Annotated in this window: 21 protein-coding genes; 13 read left to right on the forward strand and 8 right to left on the reverse strand. The window is 59.1% G+C overall.

The genetic code is table 11. From position 1 onward, the window contains the following. Nucleotides 1–12: 12 nt before the first annotated feature. The 5 genes from AB6B39_RS01215 to AB6B39_RS01235 all read left to right on the forward strand — a co-directional run bounded on the left by AB6B39_RS01215 (nucleotide 13) and on the right by AB6B39_RS01235 (nucleotide 4,650). The gene (locus AB6B39_RS01215; protein WP_284371020.1) at nucleotides 13–1,428 is read left to right on the forward strand and encodes a TadE/TadG family type IV pilus assembly protein; all 1,416 of its coding nucleotides are present in this window, start codon (nucleotides 13–15) and stop codon (nucleotides 1,426–1,428) included. 37 nt (nucleotides 1,429–1,465) lie between these two features. After that, complete coding sequence (locus AB6B39_RS01220; RefSeq protein ID WP_284371022.1) at nucleotides 1,466–2,863, forward strand: vWA domain-containing protein; 1,398 nt, start codon at nucleotides 1,466–1,468, stop codon at nucleotides 2,861–2,863. A gap of 113 nt (nucleotides 2,864–2,976) precedes the next feature. Beyond that, nucleotides 2,977–3,597 (forward strand): class I SAM-dependent methyltransferase, encoded by a 621-nt coding sequence (locus tag AB6B39_RS01225; RefSeq protein ID WP_284371024.1) that lies wholly within the window; start codon nucleotides 2,977–2,979, stop codon nucleotides 3,595–3,597. Further along, nucleotides 3,594–4,091, forward strand: coding sequence for a hypothetical protein (locus AB6B39_RS01230; protein ID WP_284371027.1), 498 nt, complete (start codon nucleotides 3,594–3,596; stop codon nucleotides 4,089–4,091). The genes AB6B39_RS01225 and AB6B39_RS01230 overlap by 4 nt, the downstream gene beginning before the upstream one ends. 76 nt (nucleotides 4,092–4,167) lie before the next feature. Then, complete coding sequence (locus tag AB6B39_RS01235; protein ID WP_284371029.1) at nucleotides 4,168–4,650, forward strand: hypothetical protein; 483 nt, start codon at nucleotides 4,168–4,170, stop codon at nucleotides 4,648–4,650. Here AB6B39_RS01235 and AB6B39_RS01240 read toward each other — a convergent pair. The 3 genes from AB6B39_RS01240 to AB6B39_RS01250 form a co-directional block, all read right to left on the reverse strand. Then, nucleotides 4,647–5,492 (reverse strand): enoyl-CoA hydratase-related protein, encoded by an 846-nt coding sequence (locus AB6B39_RS01240; protein ID WP_284371031.1) that lies wholly within the window; start codon nucleotides 5,490–5,492, stop codon nucleotides 4,647–4,649. The genes AB6B39_RS01235 and AB6B39_RS01240 overlap by 4 nt on opposite strands. Before the next feature lie 2 nt (nucleotides 5,493–5,494). Beyond that, nucleotides 5,495–6,580 carry a DUF2855 family protein gene (locus tag AB6B39_RS01245; RefSeq protein WP_284371033.1) on the reverse strand — a complete coding sequence of 362 codons (1,086 nt, stop codon included), beginning with the start codon at nucleotides 6,578–6,580 and terminating at the stop codon, nucleotides 5,495–5,497. A gap of 70 nt (nucleotides 6,581–6,650) precedes the next feature. Then, the gene (locus AB6B39_RS01250) at nucleotides 6,651–8,021 is read right to left on the reverse strand and encodes an O-antigen ligase family protein (protein WP_284371035.1); all 1,371 of its coding nucleotides are present in this window, start codon (nucleotides 8,019–8,021) and stop codon (nucleotides 6,651–6,653) included. A 127-nt stretch (nucleotides 8,022–8,148) separates the two neighbouring features. Between AB6B39_RS01250 and AB6B39_RS01255 the strand changes: the two genes are divergently transcribed. Continuing rightward, nucleotides 8,149–9,912 carry an acyclic terpene utilization AtuA family protein gene (locus tag AB6B39_RS01255; protein ID WP_284371037.1) on the forward strand — a complete coding sequence of 588 codons (1,764 nt, stop codon included), beginning with the start codon at nucleotides 8,149–8,151 and terminating at the stop codon, nucleotides 9,910–9,912. A gap of 14 nt (nucleotides 9,913–9,926) precedes the next feature. Here AB6B39_RS01255 and AB6B39_RS01260 read toward each other — a convergent pair whose 3' ends face one another. After that, complete coding sequence (locus tag AB6B39_RS01260; protein ID WP_284371039.1) at nucleotides 9,927–10,634, reverse strand: helix-turn-helix domain-containing protein; 708 nt, start codon at nucleotides 10,632–10,634, stop codon at nucleotides 9,927–9,929. Nucleotides 10,635–10,750: 116 nt separating this feature from the next. Here AB6B39_RS01260 and AB6B39_RS01265 point away from each other — a divergent pair, with 116 nt between their 5' ends. From AB6B39_RS01265 to AB6B39_RS01290, 6 genes are all read left to right on the forward strand, one after another. Further along, on the forward strand, nucleotides 10,751–11,524 hold the full coding sequence (locus AB6B39_RS01265; protein ID WP_348520172.1) for an SDR family oxidoreductase: 774 nt from the start codon (nucleotides 10,751–10,753) through the stop codon (nucleotides 11,522–11,524). A 73-nt stretch (nucleotides 11,525–11,597) separates the two neighbouring features. Then, a complete protein-coding gene (locus tag AB6B39_RS01270; protein WP_284371043.1) occupies nucleotides 11,598–12,770 on the forward strand; it encodes a low temperature requirement protein A in 1,173 nt (390 codons plus the stop codon). A 90-nt stretch (nucleotides 12,771–12,860) separates the two neighbouring features. Continuing rightward, nucleotides 12,861–13,427 (forward strand): elongation factor P, encoded by a 567-nt coding sequence (gene efp, locus AB6B39_RS01275; protein ID WP_284371045.1) that lies wholly within the window; start codon nucleotides 12,861–12,863, stop codon nucleotides 13,425–13,427. A gap of 8 nt (nucleotides 13,428–13,435) precedes the next feature. Beyond that, nucleotides 13,436–13,612 carry a hypothetical protein gene (locus AB6B39_RS01280; RefSeq protein ID WP_284371047.1) on the forward strand — a complete coding sequence of 59 codons (177 nt, stop codon included), beginning with the start codon at nucleotides 13,436–13,438 and terminating at the stop codon, nucleotides 13,610–13,612. Nucleotides 13,613–13,624: 12 nt separating this feature from the next. Next, complete coding sequence (locus tag AB6B39_RS01285) at nucleotides 13,625–13,810, forward strand: hypothetical protein (RefSeq protein WP_284371049.1); 186 nt, start codon at nucleotides 13,625–13,627, stop codon at nucleotides 13,808–13,810. Nucleotides 13,811–13,908: 98 nt separating this feature from the next. Beyond that, nucleotides 13,909–14,727, forward strand: a complete 819-nt coding sequence (locus AB6B39_RS01290; protein WP_284371051.1) for an inositol monophosphatase family protein — start codon at nucleotides 13,909–13,911, stop codon at nucleotides 14,725–14,727. Between the two features lie 7 nt (nucleotides 14,728–14,734). On the opposite strand, the gene AB6B39_RS01295 is transcribed toward AB6B39_RS01290, so the two are convergent. Further along, nucleotides 14,735–15,262 carry a GNAT family N-acetyltransferase gene (locus AB6B39_RS01295; protein ID WP_284371054.1) on the reverse strand — a complete coding sequence of 176 codons (528 nt, stop codon included), beginning with the start codon at nucleotides 15,260–15,262 and terminating at the stop codon, nucleotides 14,735–14,737. A gap of 146 nt (nucleotides 15,263–15,408) precedes the next feature. Here AB6B39_RS01295 and rpmE point away from each other — a divergent pair, with 146 nt between their 5' ends. After that, nucleotides 15,409–15,624 (forward strand): 50S ribosomal protein L31, encoded by a 216-nt coding sequence (gene rpmE / locus AB6B39_RS01300; RefSeq protein WP_284371056.1) that lies wholly within the window; start codon nucleotides 15,409–15,411, stop codon nucleotides 15,622–15,624. A gap of 118 nt (nucleotides 15,625–15,742) precedes the next feature. Here the strand turns inward: rpmE and AB6B39_RS01305 are convergent, their stop codons facing one another. The 3 genes from AB6B39_RS01305 to cls are packed head-to-tail and all read right to left on the reverse strand — an operon-like array spanning nucleotide 15,743 to nucleotide 19,013. Beyond that, nucleotides 15,743–16,606 carry a metallophosphoesterase family protein gene (locus tag AB6B39_RS01305; RefSeq protein WP_284371058.1) on the reverse strand — a complete coding sequence of 288 codons (864 nt, stop codon included), beginning with the start codon at nucleotides 16,604–16,606 and terminating at the stop codon, nucleotides 15,743–15,745. A 23-nt stretch (nucleotides 16,607–16,629) separates the two neighbouring features. Beyond that, on the reverse strand, nucleotides 16,630–17,553 hold the full coding sequence (locus AB6B39_RS01310; protein WP_284371061.1) for a diacylglycerol/lipid kinase family protein: 924 nt from the start codon (nucleotides 17,551–17,553) through the stop codon (nucleotides 16,630–16,632). Continuing rightward, entirely contained in the window at nucleotides 17,550–19,013 is a 1,464-nt protein-coding gene (cls, locus tag AB6B39_RS01315) for a cardiolipin synthase (RefSeq protein ID WP_284371063.1), read from the reverse strand. The genes AB6B39_RS01310 and cls overlap by 4 nt, the downstream gene beginning before the upstream one ends. Nucleotides 19,014–19,070 lie beyond the last annotated feature (57 nt).

The raw sequence follows: 19,070 nt of genomic DNA on the forward strand, positions 1-19,070 counted from the left end.
TAAATCCGGGTCATGTTCAACCGACCGACACTTCGTTCTTTCGCACGGGATGTGAAAGGCAATATGGCGATGATGACAGCGCTCATGATGGGCGTGGTCATTCTCGGCGTCGGCGCTGCGCTCGACTATACGCTGATGAACAACCAGTCGAGCGACCTGCAGAATATGGCCGATGCGGCGGTCCTGGCCGCCGCACGGTCCGGTGAAGACGATCCTGCAAAGTTGCAGAAAATTGCCCAAGCCGTGGTCAACAGTCACAATGTGGACGGGCCCAAGCTGACGGTCAAAGCCCGGCTGGACGGCGACATCGTCGTCGTCGACATCACCAGTGAACACGAATTGCTGATCCCGGGTATGGGCGACGAACCCAAACGCGTTTCCGTAACATCCGCATCGCCCCGCCCGTCCACAACTCCGATCAATCTCGCACTTGTTCTGGACACGACCGATTCAATGCATGGGGCCAATATAGCCGCACTGAAACTCGCGTCATCAGCGCTTCTGACGGAAATGGAGAATGTGGAATCCGAGACCCGCGTTTCGATTGTACCCTTCTCGGACTATGTGAATATTGGTTATAAAGAAAAGGCGAAGGATAACCGCCATTGGATCGATAGGAAAGACGAAGGTCATAGTTGGAAGTCCTGTTGGGACAGGACCAACTGGAAAGGCCGGACTTGCAAGAAGGTCGGTAAGACAACTCATCCTGTCTACAAAGATGGGAAATTCATGGGAAACCAGACTCGTGATAAATGGAGCTGCACCGGCGGTTCTAAGACAATAGAACGCGTCTGCGGTACGCATACTAAAAAATGGCATGGCTGCATGGGCACGCGGGAGAACGACAAAAGAGCTCAACAAGCAGATTATGATGGCGTCAAACTACCGGTTGCTATCAACCAAACGTGCGGGACGCCGATCATGCCTCTGTCGAGCAACTTCGCTGAAATGCGCACCCGGGTACAATCTCTGTCGACCAGAGGCGAAACCTATCTGCCGAGCGGGCTTATCTGGGGTTGGCGCACGCTTGATCCTGAATTGCCTTATACCGAGGCGGCCTCCACCAGAGACCCAGAATTAATGACAGCGATGCTATTCATGACGGATGGTGCCAACACGCGCTCCCGTGGCAAAAGTTCAGGCAACTCTTCGGGAACGGATCATGAGTATAAAAAGGATGGTGGAGCGGCAGGTCTGAAACTGACCAAAGATCTTTGTGAAGCTATAAAGGACGATGGAATTCATGTCTTTGTTGTGGCCTATCAAATGCCGGGGAAGAACTCGACAGCACAGGTCCTTTCTGACTGCGCCACCGATTCTTCGACCTTTTTCGAGCCCGAAAATGCGCAGCAGCTCGTCTCCTCCTTCCGGGACATCGCCAAAATGCTGAACCAGACGCGGCTGATCTATCACGAGACCGACAGCTAATCCGGGTCGCAAACGCCCCTCACGAGGAAACAGGACAATGATGTGGGACTCATTCCGGAAGTGTCAGCGCGGCAATATGGCGATGATGACGGCAGTTTCGATGCTGGTCGTCATGCTCGGCGTTGGCGCGGCGATCGATTACGGATCCATGAATGAACGCAGCAGCAACCTGCAGAACATGGCCGATGCCGCCGTTCTCGCCGCCGCAGCGTCGGGCGAGGACAAGCACGCCGATCTGTCACAGATCGCGCGCGAGGTCATCAGGACTCATAACAAGGAGGGCTGGTCGCTCAGCGTCGATGTGCGGTTGGAGGACGATCTGCTCGTCGTCGATATCACCAACCAGTATGACCCTTTCATCATGGGAATGATGGGCAAAGACAATCACGCACTGAGCGTCACGACCGCTTCGCCGCTGGCCGGCGACACGCCGATCGAACTGGCGCTGGTTCTGGACACAACCGATTCCATGGCCGGTGCGAACATGAACGCCATGCGCGTCGCGGCGAATGCCATGCTGACCGACCTGCAGGACAGCGAGTCCGATGTCCGCGTCTCCGTCGTGCCATTCGGGCAATATGTGAATATCGGCACCTCGCATGGCAAACCGGGGTCCCGCAGCTGGATCGACATGCGTAATTACGGCGAGAGCTATCAGCATTGCTGGCGTCCGCGCACGCAAATCAAGGCGCCGACCTGTCGCAAGGTCGGTACGGAAACCTACACGGTCTGGCGGGATGGCCGGAATATGGGCACGCGCACGCGTGACAAGAAGGAATGCAGCGGCGGGGAATGGCGAACCGAACCCGAGCAATGCGTGACGAAAACGCGCGACTGGCATGGCTGTATGGGCACCCGAACCAGCGATGCCAAAGCCGCACAGGCGGCGGTCAACGGCACGCGACTGCCTGCCGCCATTGACGAACATTGCGGGTCAGAGCTGATGCCGCTTTCGTCCAGTTTCAATCAGATGCGGACAAAGGTGACGTCCCTTTCGACCAAGGGATCGACCTATCTGCCGAGCGGACTGGTCTGGGGCTGGCGGACACTCACGCCTGCCGCACCCTACACGCAGGCGGTCGCGACCCGGGCCGAGAGTCCCAAACGCGCCATGCTGTTCATGACGGACGGGCTCAACAATCTGTCGCGAGGCGACGGGTCCAGTAACGCATCCGGCGTCAAGCACCGCCGCACCAGCGACGGCGGCGCTGATGGGCTCGCCCTGACACGCTCGCTTTGCCAGAACATCAATGATGACGAGATCGAGATTTTCGTCGTCGCCTATCAACTACCCGGATCGAGCCGGACGGCAGACGTTCTATCAGATTGTGCGACGACCAAGGCTCATTTCTTCGAACCGGACAATGCGGCGCAGCTGCTGCGCGACTTCCGGGAAATCGCGACCATGCTGGACTCCCCGCGACTTGTTTTCTGAGGCCGAGCCGCCCGCAATAAGCCCCACCCAATCCAGTTGCAGACCCGTCCGGTCCGCTCGATCTGCCAATCTCCGATCTGGTCCTTCGCGACGCGCCGGTCTAGGCGAGGCGGATGGGCCTTTATGATTCCGTTATCCTGCCGTGTCTTCTGAACGCGGCATGCGGCACAAAGCCGATTGCGCGTCAGCGCGAGAAGGTCGTCCCGTACGCGCGCGGTCATGTCGTCGAAATCGGCATCGGATCCGGACTGAACCTGTCCCACTATGATGCGGGCAGCGTCGATCGCGTCACCGGGATCGACCCTGACGAAGCGCTCTGGGCCAAAGCGGCCACGCGCGCAGCGCGCTGTGATTTCCCCGTTGAGCGGCTGGGTCTGTCCGGTGAATCGCTGCCGCTCGATGATTGTTGCGCGGATACGGTCCTTGTGACCTACGCGCTCTGCACCATTCCCGATCCGGTTGCCGCTCTGCGCGAAATGGGGCGCATCCTCAAACCTGACGGCGAAATCCTGTTCTGCGAGCATGGCCGCGCGCCCGATCCGTCCGTGGCGCGTTGGCAGGACCGGATCGATCCGGTCTGGAAGCGGATTGCGGGCGGATGTCATTCGGGACGGGATATTCCCGCCCTGTTCACGCAGGCTGGTCTGCACCTTGCACGGCTGCAGCAAATGTACATACCAGGACCGAAACCGTTGAGCTATAATTACTGGGGCGCGGCAACGCGCGGAACATGATGATGCATAAGATCCGTTTCTGGCTGGCCCTCTTGTTCGGCTGTCTCCTGGTCGCCTGCGGCAATGCTGAGACAGGGGTCGGGCCGAACCCGTCCCTGCTGTACGGGACATGGGCGCAGGACGGTTTGGCGCAGGCCGATCCCGACATGGTCGTCGATCAGGCAGTCGTCGAATATCGTCCGGACGGAACGTCGACATTCGATGCGTTGATGACCCTGACCTTGCCGGAAACGGCGCCGATCCTGTTCGATATTCGCGTCGATGTGAATTGGACCCTGGACGAAACCATCGTCACCCGGAGCCTCGATAACGTGACGGTCACACCGCGCGAACCCGGCCCGGAAACGAACGCGTTTGCACGACAACTCGAAGCGGCCTATCGCGCCAGCCCCCCCGGGCGGCTGATCGTACAATATGCCGATGCCAATGAACTCGTCTTCCTCGACCCGGATACTAGCGCGATGATGCGGTATTTGAGAAAGCAAGGCAGATAAGGACGAACACACAAGCGGGAACGAAACACTGCGACAGGAATAATTAGAACAGCCATACTTTACGATAGGATCCTTCATGCGCCGCTTTGCTGCAACCCTTCTTCTTACAACGCCATTCCTGATCGCTTGTGCGGGCGACACCCCCAAGACCCAGGCCGAACTGCTCGTCGGTGAATGGGATCAGGTCGCGCCTGTCACCATCAACGAGGGCGGCCAGACCATCACGCTCAGCGACGGCGAAGTCGAGTATAAGCATGACGGCACATCCGAAGGCGAAACCATGATGACGATATCCGGCATGCCCGAAGCGCTGGCCAGCTATCGTCTTGATGCGAACGGCACATACCGCCTGGACGGCGACGTCATCATCTCGCAAATAACGAGCGTGGACGTTGATCCGGTCGGATCGGATGAACAGGCCCGCCAGATGGCCTCGCAGATGGCCACGATGATGGCCGCTGGCCCGGAAAGCCGCTCTACCATCCTATCGATCGACACAGATACGCTGGTTCTGCGGGACGAGGCTTCGGGCGGTGAAATCCGCTACACGCGCGACTAGTCCCGCCTGACTCTGGGCAGGTCCGCATAATTGCCGGGGCGTTTCTGGCCTTTCGCCATCAAGGCTTCCATCATTTCCGACGGAATCAGCATGGACATGTTCCAGACGGCGATCTGGTCCAGCGCTTCGGCCGTGTCGTGATCGCGCGAATAGGTGATGATGCGCTTGCAGCCATAGACGGCGAGCGGCGGCTTTGACGCGATGTCGCGCGCCATCGCCATGGCCGCATCCATCATCTCCGCTTCCGAATCGTAAGTCGTGTTGAACAGGCCGCGCCGTTCGCACTCGCGTCCGTTCATGCGGCGGCCCGTATAGGCCAGTTCGCGCACGACCCCTTCGGGCATGTGATTGAGGATGCGCGGAAACGTGCCGACATCCGCCGTCATGCCGACATTGATTTCATAGATCGTGATATAGCTATCGGTCGTGCCGAGCCGGATATCGCACGCCGTGATGAGGTCCACGCCGCCGCCGATACAGCCGCCATGAATGGCCACGATGACCGGGATGCGGCAATCCTCAATCGCGGTAAAACTGTCCTGCAGGCGCCGGACAGTGTTGTAGAAATCCGCGCCATGCTGCGGTTTGTTCTTATCCGCCCCGCCGGTTCCGCCGGAACCGAACATGCCGACATCGATCCCGGCGGAGAAGATCGGCTTTTCCCCAATCGTATCGGCAGAGATCACGATGCAGCGCGCTTGGGCATTGTCGTCAATGTCACGAATGATTTTTGGCAGATCGCTCCAGAAGCTCTCGCTCATGGCGTTGCGCTTTTCCGGACGGCTTAGTCGGATATGGGCGACCTGGTCTTCGATCGAGACCGTGAAACACTCATACGACATGATCAGCCTTTCAGCGTGAAGAGGGCGGCCTGCGTCGGATCCGCCGTATCGTTCAGCAGGTCCTTATAGGCCGACAGCATGGCTTCGACGCCCGCCGGTTCGCCGACACTCATCCACTCGGCTGCATCATTCAGGAATGGAATCCAGCGTTCGGACAGGCGTTGCGCGAAACCCGCCCCGCCCCATTCGCCAATGCGCATCTTGGCATAATCCGGCGCGAAGAACATTTTCATCGGCGCGCCTTCATCCGGCTTGGGTGCGGCGTCGCCTTCATAATGGGACTTCCCGACGGCGCAGCCATATTTCACATTGTCGCGTAAGTGATCGTAAAGCCGCCGGAGCAGCGCGCCATTGCCGGCCATATCGACGATGACGGTTGGCGCTTTATCGAGCCCTTCGATCATATCGTAAGTGACAACCGTGTCGTAGTAACCCGTGCTTTCGACGAAGTCCCTGTTGCGCAGTGAGGTCAGGCCGATCACCTCGACCTTGCCGCGCTGCTTCATGCAATAGGCTGTGCCGAGCGATGTCTTGGAGGACGCGCTGGTGATGACAACGCGGCCCGCGCCGAACGCGTCTTCACTGGCGACGAAATCATCGATCAGGAAGCTGGTCAGGAAAAGCGGACGCAGCACAGGCTGGATCGCTTTCTGAACACCGTAGGACGGATCTGCGTATGTATAGGAGTAGCCATTATAGACAGGGTGCAAGGGTGCGCGATGATCGGCCACGTCCTGAAAGCCCTGCGGCGTGATCTTGCCTGGCCGAACGACAAGCTCGTCCGCGACGGGCAGGAAACCATAGACTTCCGTCCCGACCGCCACCTCATCGCAGCGCGATTCCGTCACAGTCGCAAAACCCCAGACCGGCATCCGGCCCTGATGGTCTTCACCGAAGCCGTAAGCCTTGGGGTTGAAATAGTGCCAGTAACCGATTTGATCGCCAAAGATCATATAGGTGACATTATTGGCGGTCAGGGCGAAACTGTCGATCGACAGCCGAACCTCGCCGTCGTCGAGAGCCGCCGAATCCGTCTTCAGCAAGGTAATGTCGGACGGGTCCGTCCGGTTCACGAGTAGAGTTTGCATGGCAACCGCCTAGCATGGTTGATCTGCCTGCGTCATCCATTGGCGCGAATAACGTCTATGCGAAACCGGATCAGAGGCTGAGGGTGTATCGGTTGTGCGACGGCCGGTGAATTCCGACGCGCGCGACAGAGCCCAGCTTTTCCCCGCGTGAGCCCCGTCGCCACCAGGCCGGGTCATTGGCCCAGAGCTTGGCCGTGGTCGCAACGAAGAGGAACCAGCTAATGTCGTTCTGCTGCAGAATGGCCGACTCCGACAGAGAAAAGAGAATGAAGAAGAACACGCTCAGCACCAGCCAGTAGGTTTCGACCCCGCCCGTCTTGATCCGCGTCAGGCTCTTGATCACGGTCGCCAGCAGCAGCGAACCGAACAGGGCAATGATCACCACCCCGCCGGAAAGCCAACTATCCAGCCAGCCATTATGCGCGGTCGGGACGTCCCATTGCAGCACGGTCCGCGTCTCGTAGCTGGGCCCCAGCGGGTCCTGCCAGAACACGCCATAACCATAGCCGAGCCAGAATTTCTGTTCGATCGCGCGACCGAGCAGGATCCAGATGTCAGTTCGCCCGGTCAGAGTCGGGTCCTTGCCGATCAGCGACAGCGCCCATTCGAACCCGACCGTCAGCAGCAGAACCAGGCCCGCCGTCCCGACGATCACGGCCCAGATGACCGGAACGCGCAGGAAGGGAAAACGCCGGAACACACGGACAATCAGGAAGAGGGCGAAACACCCCATGGCCGCCAGCAGCGCCGTCTTCGACGTCGACAACAACATGATGAGAAAGCAGAGCATCCCTGTTGGGATCCAGACCCAGAAGCGGCCGGGCCGCATGGCAAAGGCGCAGAGCGATACGGCAAACCCCTTGGCCATGATCCCACCGAGATAGTTCTTTTCTGCCCACGGTCCGCGCCATGCACCGGGGTGTATTTCCTGCATGATCCCGCGCGTCGGATTGGCCAGCGCAACGACCAGTGTGATCAGGCAGAGGATCAGCACGGCGACACCGATGCGTTGCAGCATTTCGCCCCAGTCATATCGCGCCGCGAAGACAAGCCCGGCCAGCGTGGTCATCATCAGAGCTATGGAACGGCGCAGGCTCACGCCCGGATCGATCGACCAGAGGAAGGTCAGACCCAGCCACAGGACGCAGATGATGATAAGCGGGTTTCGCGCGATCAGGCGCAGCGTCTTGGGCAGTTGCAACAGCATGAAACCCGCCACGATGGCGTAGATCGGATACCAGAGCATGCGCGCAAACGGGCTATCGCCCTGATCCAGCGCTTCGGCACTGGCAAATGTCAGCCCGATAATGGCGCCTGAAAAGAACAGGATGATCAGCACCCAGAGCGCGCTTTCCGCACCGCGCAACAGTCCGAACAGCGCATAATTGCGCTGCTGCAGCTGCGTGTGCGCATAACCCGTCTGATAGGTGGCCGACATCATCGCCCTGCCATGCCGCAAAAGGGGTTATCGCGCCGTTAACCATAGGGCCGTCAACGGGCAAAGCTAACCGCAAACATGGCAAATCCGCCCCTTTACCTCGCGCGCTGGACCCGTCATCTCCCTGCCCATGAGCAAGATTGTCAAACTGGGTGGTGCGTCTGGATATTGGGGCGAAAGCGATATGGCGTGGGGGCAGCTCCTCGCGGCGGAAAAGACCGGGCAAAAGCTCGACTATATCGTGTTCGACTATCTGGCCGAGATCACAATGAGCATCATGGCCAAGATGCGCAAATCCGATCCGAACCGGGGCTATGCGCCGGACTTTGTGGCTAATCTGGCCAAACATCTGCCAGAGATTGCGCGGCAAGGCGTCAAGGTCTGCTCCAATGCGGGCGGCGTCAATCCGGAAGGCTGCGCCGCCGCCGTGCGCGAGGCAGTGGCCATGGCCGGGCTCGACCTCAAAGTCGCCGTCATCACCGGCGATGATTTCCTGCACCGTCTCGATGCGCTTGAAGACGCAACCGAAATGTTTACCGGCGAGCAGTTCCCGGACCCGAAAACTGTGGTCTCGGCAAATGCCTATCTCGGGGCCTTTCCGGTCGCCAAGGCCCTCGCGAATGGAGCGGACATCGTCATTACTGGGCGCTGCGTCGATAGTGCGGTCACGCTGGGCGCGCTGATCCATGAATTTGGCTGGCAGCCGGACGATCTGGATAAGCTCGCCCAAGGCTCCCTTGTCGGGCATCTGATCGAATGCGGCCCACAGGTGACGGGCGGAAACTTCACGGACTGGAAACAGGTCGCCGACACGCTCGTCGATGTCGGCTACCCCATCGCCGAAGTGTCTGACGATGGCAGCTGCATCATCACCAAGCCGGACGGCACGGGCGGCATCGTCAATCGCGGCACGGTCTGCGAGCAGATGGTTTACGAGATCGGTGATCCGGCTGCCTATTATCTACCCGACGTGGTCTGCGATTTTACCCAAGTCACAATCGAACAGGTCGGACCGGATCGGGTTCTGGCGTCGGGCGCGCGCGGCCTCGGTGTGCCGGACACATACAAGGCCAGCGTGACAGTGGCAGACGGCCACCGCCTCTCCGCCATCTTCTTCATGGTCGGCGAAGACGCGGCCGAAAAGGCGCAGCTTTTCTTTAAAGCCAGCATGACCCGCGCCCGGCGCAAGCTGCGCGACCGCAACATGGCGGATTATACTCATGTCGAGCTGGAACTGACTGGCAATGATTTTCATTACGGGGCCTTCGCGCGGGACCGCGATCCGCTCGAAGTCGCATTCCGGATATCCGTCCGTCATGAAGAGGCGTCAGCTTGCACGCTGATGCTGAAGGAGGCTTCCGGCTTCGCCCTCGCCATGCCGCCGGGCTTTGCCCTGTTTGCGGGCGCGCGGCCCAAGCCGCAGGCGGTCGTCCGGCTCTATTCGACACTGATCGACAAGTCGGTTCCGAATGTGCGGATCGACGACGCCCCGTTCACACCCGCTGCGCCGGTCGCCCTGCAGACGCCCGACCGCATGGTGCCGGATGCGCCGTCCCAGCCTGCCGACACGAACGTCCCACTCGTCGAGCTCGCTTGGCTGCGCTCCGGCGACAAGGGCGACAAGAGCAATATCGGCGTAATCGCGCGCAAGCCTGAATTCATGCCCTATATCTGGGCCGCGCTGAGCGAAGCGGCTGTACGCGAGCGGTTTGCGCATTTTGTCGAAGGCGATGTCGAGCGCTGGTATCTTCCGGGATCAGAATCGATGAATATTCTGATGGACGAAGCGCTGGGCGGTGGCGGCATGGCCAGTTTGCGCAATGACAGTCAGGGTAAGAGCTTCGGTCAGATCCTCGCCGTTATGCCGATCCCGGTCCCCAGCGCGTTGCTGTAAAGACCAGGCCTGTCCTAGATGCCTTTGCGGAACGCGCTTGGGGTCAGCCCATATTCGGTACGAAAACGCGTTGTAAGATGGCTGTGGCTGGCAAAGCCGGTGCGGAAGGCGATGTCGGTAATGCTGAGAACCGTCTCGGCGAGAAGTGAGCGCACCCAGCGCAGACGCTGGCGCAGGACATATTGGGCGGGCGTGGTTCCGAAATGCAGGGCGAATCCGTCCAGCAGCTGATGTTCGCTCATCCCGGCGACCGTGGCCATATCCTCCAGCCGGATCGTCTGGCTGAGATTGTCCGCAATATAATCGCCCAGTCGCTCGACGGCGCGTAAGAGAAAGGGGTCATACCGCCCCAGACAGCCGATCAGCTCGATCGGGCCGGACCGACTGCCCATCGCCTCGCGCAGCCGGGCTTCGTCGAGCTTCATGACGGCATAAGTGACGACACCGCCTTGCGCCGATGTGGCGTAGCGTCGTCCCTGCGGAACCGACCAGACTTCGCCCGCCATCGCGCCGCCGACAATATGTCCGCTGCCGTCCAGTTCCGATTCCAGTCGGTTCATGCGTCCGCCCTCATGCAGAATGATGGTGTGCCGGTCGTCCTGCATCGGCCATTCGACCCCGTCGCGGATATTCTCGCGGTAACGCCCGAAGACGAGACCGGGCCAGCTGCGTTCGATCAGCGCGACCGGCGCGCCGGGTAAAGTCTGTGTGGGGCGCGTCACGCGCAGACCGGCAGGGGAGGCATCATGCGGAGATCATAGAAGGTCGGCGGAGAATTTGAAAGTCTTGCGGCTGGGCGGTCCCTAATTTGTAGGTCCCTCCAACCCGAAAGGTAACGATCATGCATACAGCTCTCGACGGAAAGACCGTTCTCATCACAGGCGGCGCAAACAATCTTGGTGGTCTTCTGGCGCGCGATTTTGCGGCCCACGGCGCTAAAGCCGTGGCCATTCACTATAATAGCGACAAGAGCGCCGAAGCCGCAAAAGAAACGGCGACCGCCGTCGAAGCCGCAGGCGCGAAAGCCGCGATCTTCCAGGGCGATCTGCGCCCCGCCGACGCGATGACGAAACTCTTCGATGATGTCGAAGCCCAGTTCGGCAAAATCGATATCGGCATCAACACGGTCGGCATGGTTCTGAGAAAGCCGATCGTCGAGATTTCAGAAGACGATTATGACCACATGTTCGACGTCAACAGCAAAGCAGCCTTCTTCTTTCTGAAGGAGTGCGGCCAGCGCATGAACGATAAGGGCCGGATCGTCACCATTGTCACCTCGCTGCTGGGGGCGTTCGCGCCGGGCTATTCCAGCTACGGCGGGGCCAAGGCACCGGTCGAGCATTTCACCCGGGCCGCTTCGAAGGAATTCGCCGAGCGCGGCATTTCGGTCAATGCCATCGGCCCGGGCCCGATGGATACGTCCTTCTTTTACGGTCAGGAAACCGAGGAGACGACGCAATATCACAAGAACAATACGGCCCTCTCGGCCTATTCGACAACCGGCCTGACCGACATTGAAGACATTGTGCCCTATATCCGCATGATGGTAACGGAAGGCTGGTGGATGACCGGCCAGACCATTCTGGTCAATGGTGGCTATACGACGAAATAGATCGCAAGCCGATCCGGACAATGATGCGGCCCGATCCGTCGGGACGCATCTGCGTGGGGCTAAGGGGATATTTATGAAAGCCTATATTCGACCGATGTTGGCACGGGATCCGGATGAAGGCCACCGCGCGGCAACGCCGCTGGAATTGTTATTTGATCTGGCATCTGTCGTAGCGATTGCCGCGGCGTCCGTCGGCTTGCACCATGCTATCGCCGATGCACACGCACTCGACGGAGTTATTCGTTTCGTGATGGCCTTCTTTGCCATCTGGTGGGCGTGGATGAACTATACGTGGTTCGCTTCGGCCTATGATAATGAGGACGCGCTCTTCCGGGTTCTGTCCATGGTGATGATTGGTGGCTCTATCGTGATTGCCGCCGGGATCGATCCGTTGTTCAAGTCACTCGATCTGACGACCGTGATCCTGGGCTATGTGATCACGCGTGTGCCGCTGATCTTCCTCTGGCTCCGGGCGGCCATGGCGGATGCAACGCGGAGACAGACCTGTCTGCGCTACGCGGTCGGTATCGCGGTGGCCCAGATTTTCTGGATCTCACTCCTCTTTATGCCGGACGTCTCAATGACGCTTTTCCTGGGGGTTTTCCTGCTCGGCGTTCTGATCGAACTCGCCGTCCCGGCCCTTGCGGAACGCAGCGTTAACACGAGCTGGCATCGTCATCACATAATCGAACGTTATGGGCTGCTGACGATCATTGTCCTCGGTGAAGTGCTGCTGGCCGCCTATATTGCGCTGCAAAGCGTCTTTGGCGAAACGACAGATATGAGCCTCATCCGGGTCGCCGTTTATGCCGTGACGGTGATGGCTGCGATGTGGTGGCTCTACTTCTCCGATGAAGATCATCTGGACGATACAAATCTGGGGCGTGCTCTGTCCTGGGGTTACGGACATTTTCTGGTCTTCGGCTCTGCTGCGGCTGTCGGCGCGGGATTTGCCGTCATGGTCGACGTCGTGACGGATCACGCCAGGATCGACATGCAGACCGCCGTCCAGTCCGTCGCCATTCCGCTCGCGCTCTACATGTTCAGTCTCTGGCTTATCCGGGACAGGGTGATCTTGCGGGGTCTCGCCTCTTTCATCCCCCTTATTTTTGCCGGGCTTGTGCTCGTGACAGTCTTTGTTCCTGTCGGGTTTGGCTGGCTGACCGTGCTGAGCATCGCCTGCGTCGTCATTCGCAACGCGCTGGCCCGTGCGCAGGGTCTAGCGGATTTGGGGGACGCCTCATGATCCTGGCACTTTAAGCCGCAGCGCGGAGTTGCCCCGGTCCCCCTGCCTCTGTTAGGCGCGCGCAAACGATAGACAAGGACCGCACGCCCCATGAAAATGAACGGCAACGAGATCAAGCCCGGCAATATCATCAAGCATCAGGATACGCTCTGGGTGGCGGTGAAATGCTCCCATGTGAAACCCGGCAAGGGCGGCGCCTTCAATCAGGTCGAACTTAAAAACCTGATGGACGGTCGCAAGCTCAATGAACGCTTCCGCGCTTCGGAAACGGTCGAGCGGGTCCGGCTCGAGCAAAAGCCCCATACCTATCTCTATGATGAAGGCGATATGGCCGTCTTCATGAACTCCGAGACCTATGAGCAGATTATGCTGGAGCGTGATTTCATCGGCGAGCGCGCCGTCTATCTGAATGACGGCATGGAAGTGAATGTGGAATTCTACGAAGAGAAAGCCATCGGCGTCTCCCTGCCAGATCAGGTGACGCTGGAAGTCGCCGAGACGGAACCCGTCGTCAAAGGGCAGACGGCGGCCAACAGTTTCAAGCCGGCCATTCTGACCAATGGTGTGCGCACCGCCGTGCCGCCCTTTGTCGGCACCGGCGAACGGCTCGTCATCAACACGGAAGATGGCAGCTACGTGACCCGTGCCTCGGATTAGGGCCCGCCATGTCCAGAAACCTCGGAAAGCAACTGGCTATCTTGCGGCTGATCCCGATCATCCTGCTGATCATCGTCGCGTTCGGGCTGGATTACGGGCTGGGCGTGGACAAGGTCTTGTCCGTCGGCATTGCGCTGGTCGTGGCGATCGCAGCGCGGCTGATCCTCGTGCGGATATGGACGTAAGGGCGAGCCGGTATGAGCGACCGTTACAAGACCGGACTGATGGGCGCCGTGGCGGGGTTGATCATCGCTGTCTTCATCTTCTTCTTTTTCCGGGATCCCGAAGCCGGACGCATGGATAATGCGCTGCTGATGGCCTTGGCTCCGCTGGGCGGTTTCGCCGGCGGCTGGTTCGGTTATAAGGGCGACAAGGACACCTAGCGCTGCCCCCTCTCTGAAGATTGCGCTCGCGTCTACTGGGCCGCCTGTTATAGCAGCGTCTTTACATCAATCTTCTGACTTCGACTGGAACAAACGCGATGAGCGGAATGTCAGCCATTATGGGCGTGATGCAATCGGCAGCCCGCAAGGCGTCGCGCAACCTGCTGCGCGATTTCGGCGAAGTCGAGACGCTGCAGGTCAGTCGCAAGGGACCGGCGGATTTCGTCAGTCGTGCCGACCGCAAGGCCGAACGGACGATCCACGAAGAATTGTCGCGGGCCCGCCCCGGCTATGGCTTCCTGATGGAAGAGGCGGGCGAGATCGAAGGGTCCGACAAGTCGCACCGTTTCATCGTCGATCCGCTCGACGGCACGACCAACTTCCTGCACGGCATTCCGCACTTTGCCATTTCGATCGCACTAGAGCGCGAAATCGACGGAAACCCGCGCGAGCTTGTCGCCGGGATGGTCTATAATCCCGTCACGGATGATATGTGGTTCGCCGAGAAAGGTCGTGGGGCTTACATCAATGACGGCACACGCGGCGGCGCGGATCGTCGCCTGCGCCCCGCGCAGCGTACGGATTTTTCCGACTGCATTTTCGCTACGGGTGTGCCGTTCAAGGGCCGCCCGGGTCATGCAAAATTCCTCAAGGAACTGCACAAGGTCATGGGCACGTCAGCGGGCGTGCGCCGCTTCGGCGCGGCGTCGCTGGATCTCGCCTGGACGGCTGCGGGCCGCTATGACGGCTTCTGGGAACGCGGGCTGGCCCCGTGGGATGTCGCTGCGGGCATCGTGATTGCGCGCGAAGCCGGATTGCAGGTCGAAAGCCTGTCCGGCGGCAACCCCGAAGAGACCGGCGACATCATCGTTGCTAACGAAACGATCTTTCCCATGCTGGAAGAGCGGGTCCGATAGCTTCTACTCAGGCACCCCTGTTTTCGTAATCCTCACGGGTTATTTCGAAGACATAATAAGGATGCGTTTGTCCGTTCCAGACCTTTGTGAATTCGCCGTCGCGCTGTTGCGCGCCAAGGCGCCTCATTGCTGATATCGAGCGACGGTTTGATTGCGCGACATCGAACGTGACCGTTTTCACATGATCGAAAATATGCTCGAGCATGAGATGCTTGACTTCAGAATTATATTGGCCGCCCCAATATGGCCGTGCCAGAAACGTATAGCCGATTTTGACCTCTGAACTGTCTGAACTAAGATCATAGTAGCGGCTGCTTCCGATGACGGCTTTCGTCGCCCTGTCCTCGATGACAAGGGCGCCATTCACCAACGCACCGTCAAAAAAGCGACGAAACGCGGATTCCTTATATCGGTCAGGCTCGAAGTGATTGGCCCAGATGTGTGGGTCTGATGCTGCTCTGTGAAGCGCGACCCAGTCATCGTCCCGCAATGGGCGCAATTTCGTGAGAGGGCCGACCAGAACGGGGAGCTGCATTTGGCTGCGACTATAAGAGCGGAAAGGCCCGGTCAATCTCACGACATCTGTCGCCTACGCTTGATTCTCCGGGCGGCTGCCCATATAGGCCCCGCCACGCGGTGGACCGACCAAAGCAAAGCCGTACCCAACATAGAGATTGAATAATGAAGACCGACGGACATCCCGACTACCATACCATCACCGTGAAGATGGTGGATGGCAGCACTTATGAAACGCGCTCCACCTGGGGCAAGGAAGGCGACACGCTCGTCCTTGATATCGACCCCAAGACACACCCCGCCTGGACCGGCGGCGAAGCCCGCATTTCCGATCGCGGTCGCGTGTCGAAGTTCAAGGACAAATTCAAGGGCTTCGCATAAGCCCTGTCGCGCGGGGACCATCCCTAGAGATGATTTAGGCCCTTCCCCAAAAGTCGAAAAAACAAAGCCGCCCCAACCGGGCGGCTTTTTTGATCTTATGGCTGGATTGGGCGCAGACTCAGGGTTCGCGAAGCGGCTGCGTATCCAGTATTTTGGCCTTCTTTCGCATCGTCTCATAGCCGTCCCGCCGCCAAGCCGACAGCTCGTGACGCGGCTTGCGAAAGGCTTCGGATCGCACAAAGCCCTCACCGTCAAATTCGATCATGGTGATGACCAGTTCATCCGCCGTAACGGCAATATGATTGAAGGCTGGGTTGTTGTCCCGCCGACGCGTCGAGAGCGTGCCCGACGAAACGGATAGCAACTCGCTCCCCCCCGGCTTGCGCTCGACGACAAAGGGCACATGGACGTGGCCGGACAGAACCATGTCGCAATTCCCGTCGGCCAGGCGCTTCAAGGCTTCGGGTCCATTATCCGTCGTTTTCTGCAGGGGCGATTCCGGCGGATAGATGAAGGGATGGTGGACATTGAGCAAGCGCAGCTTGTTCCAGTCACTCTCATGAAAGCGCGCAATCACCGTGTCGAGCCTGTCGAGATCGACAACCCCGACCGACCAGTCGAGCTTCATTTGCACGCCGCGCGCCGTATTCATCGACTGAATGATCACATTTTCGTCTTCGAAGAGGCCGATATCCAGCGGATCGATATAGTCCGCATAGCGATCGAACGGTTTCATCATCCGGTCGATAATGCCGTACATGGGAGTATCGTGATTGCCCGCCGTGATGACCTTGGGTCCTGCCAGCCCCGCAATCCATTCGGCAGCCCGAGCGAATTCCTCTTCCGAGCCGGTCTGGGTAATGTCGCCGGAGATGACCGATATATCCGGCTCCAGCTTGTCGATCGTCGCCCCCAATTTGGCCAGCGCGCTCTGGTCTTCGACGCCGAAGTGAATATCCGCAAAGTGCAGAATGGATGTCATGGGGGCTCCGTCTTGTGGGTCGGTTAATCGGTTTGGCGCTGCGTTGGAAAGCTCATGGCCGGCCAAGGTGCCATGACGAGGCCGCGTTGCCTGTCGATACGAACGCTAACATCGCCTTCGAAAGTCATGGACTCGCCGTCCAGCAAGCCTTCGATCGGATCATCGGATCGCAGCCGGAAACGCTGCGTCCTGACATGTTCGACGGACTCGCTCTGACGAATATTCCCAAGCAGCGCCGACAGGCCGAGCGACAGCGTGCTTCCGCCCGTCACCGTTTCGAACAGGGTCAGATCCAGCACGTCCGGGTCCAGTGCCTCGCCGTCCATGAAAGGGCATGTCACATTGACCAGCTCCAGCTGCAGCGACCCGAAGGGCGCATCATCCGTTGCGATCGTGATCGGCGCCGCTTCCGATGTGGTTCTCATCGTCTTGATCGCATCACGCGCCGCTTCGACAACATGACCGTCCCGCAGCTCCTCGCGCGCATCGTTCATGCGCGTCGGCTTTCCGAACATGGCCCCGACCATGAAAGTGCCGACCTCGCCGCGATCATCGCTGACGACCCCGGCCGTCATGGGACGGGGCTGGGCTGCCGCAAGTCCGCCCAGCAAACAGTCCTGCCAGACATCGGATCCGTAAAGACCCAGCATCAGCATGTTCATCGTGCCGCCGGGCAAGGCGATAAACGGGACGTCCTGATCGCGAGCGATCGAAGCCACGGCAGCTGCCGTGCCGTCCCCGCCAAAGCTGATCAGAAGGTCGCCGCCAGCGTCGCGCATGTTCTGCATCATGTCAGCCATGTCGGCGGACTGCCCCATGAAGATTTTCGGGCGACCATATCCGTAACGTTCCAGCAATGTCGTAATCTGCCCGGAAATATCTTCCGATGAGGATGATGACAGATTGATCAGCAATACGGGTCGTGACGGGGCAGTTCGAAAGGTCATAAGAGCGGGCTCGCAAGGCGGAGAATATTTTCTTTCCAGCGAAGGAAGGGACCGCGCGTTTCCCATTTCTGCGGATCCAGCATCTCGGACTCGCTGATATAGGTTTCGATCAGACGCCCGGTTTCAGCCGCGAAATCCTCATCATAGACACACAGCGTCATTTCCAGATTAAGATAGAAGCTTCGCATATCGACATTGGCAGTGCCGATCAGGGTCATCTGGTTATCGACCTGAACCAGCTTGGTGTGCAGCATGCCGCCCGTAAATCTGTGAATTTCGATTCCAGCCTGGATCAGACTGTCAAAGGTCGCCTCCCCGGCGTGACGGGCCATGATCGAGTCGACCCGGCGCGGAACGATCAGACGGACATTGACGCCGCGGTGGGCGGCGTTGATCAGGGCCAACTGTATGGTATCATCAGGGACGAAATAGGGCGTGACCAGCGTGATCGTATCGCTCGCCGCATAGATCGACGATACCATGAGTTCATGAATGACGGATCGCTGCATTTCCGGACCGGAAGGAACGAGCTGCATGACGGGTCCACCCTCGAAATGCGGCGCAGCGTCGCCATCGTCTGAGAGCTCCCGCAGGTCGTCCTTCGTATAATCCATGCCCTGACTGTCGAAAATATAGTCCGTGTTGAACACGCAGGACAGGGACGACACAATATGGCCTTCCAGGCGCATCATGACATCGACCCACTGGCCATATCCCTGCCCCTGTTTAAATTTAACGGGATCGGTCAGATTGAAACTGCCCGTATAGCCGATCTCCTGATCGATCACGATCAACTTGCGATGGTTGCGAAGATCCGTCCGCTTGGACAGCGCCTTGATCGGATTGACGGAGAGGGAATGAACAACGTCGACCCCGGCGCGACACAGCCGCTCATCCCAGTCTGACTTGAAGAAGGGACGACCGCCAAAATCATCGACCATGAGGCGCGTATCGATCCCGCGCTCTGCCGCGCGTTCCAGCGCTTCCAGAATACCGATGATCAATCCGTCGGGATCGACGATGTAGAATTCCAGATAGACGCTCTCCTGTGCGGCATCGATATCTGCGATCATGGCCGCGACGAGAGGCGGCGCTTCGGTGAACAGTTTGTAGCGATTGCCAGCCGTCGGGAAGAAACCGGTCTGGATCGAGAGCATCCAGGACAGGTCCTGCAGATAATTGTCGACGGGTAGATCTTCACGGCTGACACGTCGTTTGCCGATTCCGAAGTCGCGCTGATAATGTTGTCGAATGTCCCAGCCCGTCTGCATGCGTTTGCGGCCCAGTGATTGGCTGCCAAACAGGAAGTAGAGACCGGCACCGACCACAGGCAGAACGGATAGCAGCACGATCCAAGACAGGGTCGTGGCGACATTGATCCGTCGGCTGATGATGATCAGCGACAGGGTCACAGTCACAATGATGTGCGCAAGCAGAAAAAGCGGGCTGGTTGGCAGCATTTTCCTTGTCCCCTGTGACGGTCGTACTAACAACTGACACAGTCAGCCTTGTACGGG

The sequence above is a fragment of the Algimonas porphyrae genome (genome assembly GCF_041429795.1).
GTDB lineage: Bacteria > Pseudomonadota > Alphaproteobacteria > Caulobacterales > Maricaulaceae > Litorimonas > Litorimonas porphyrae.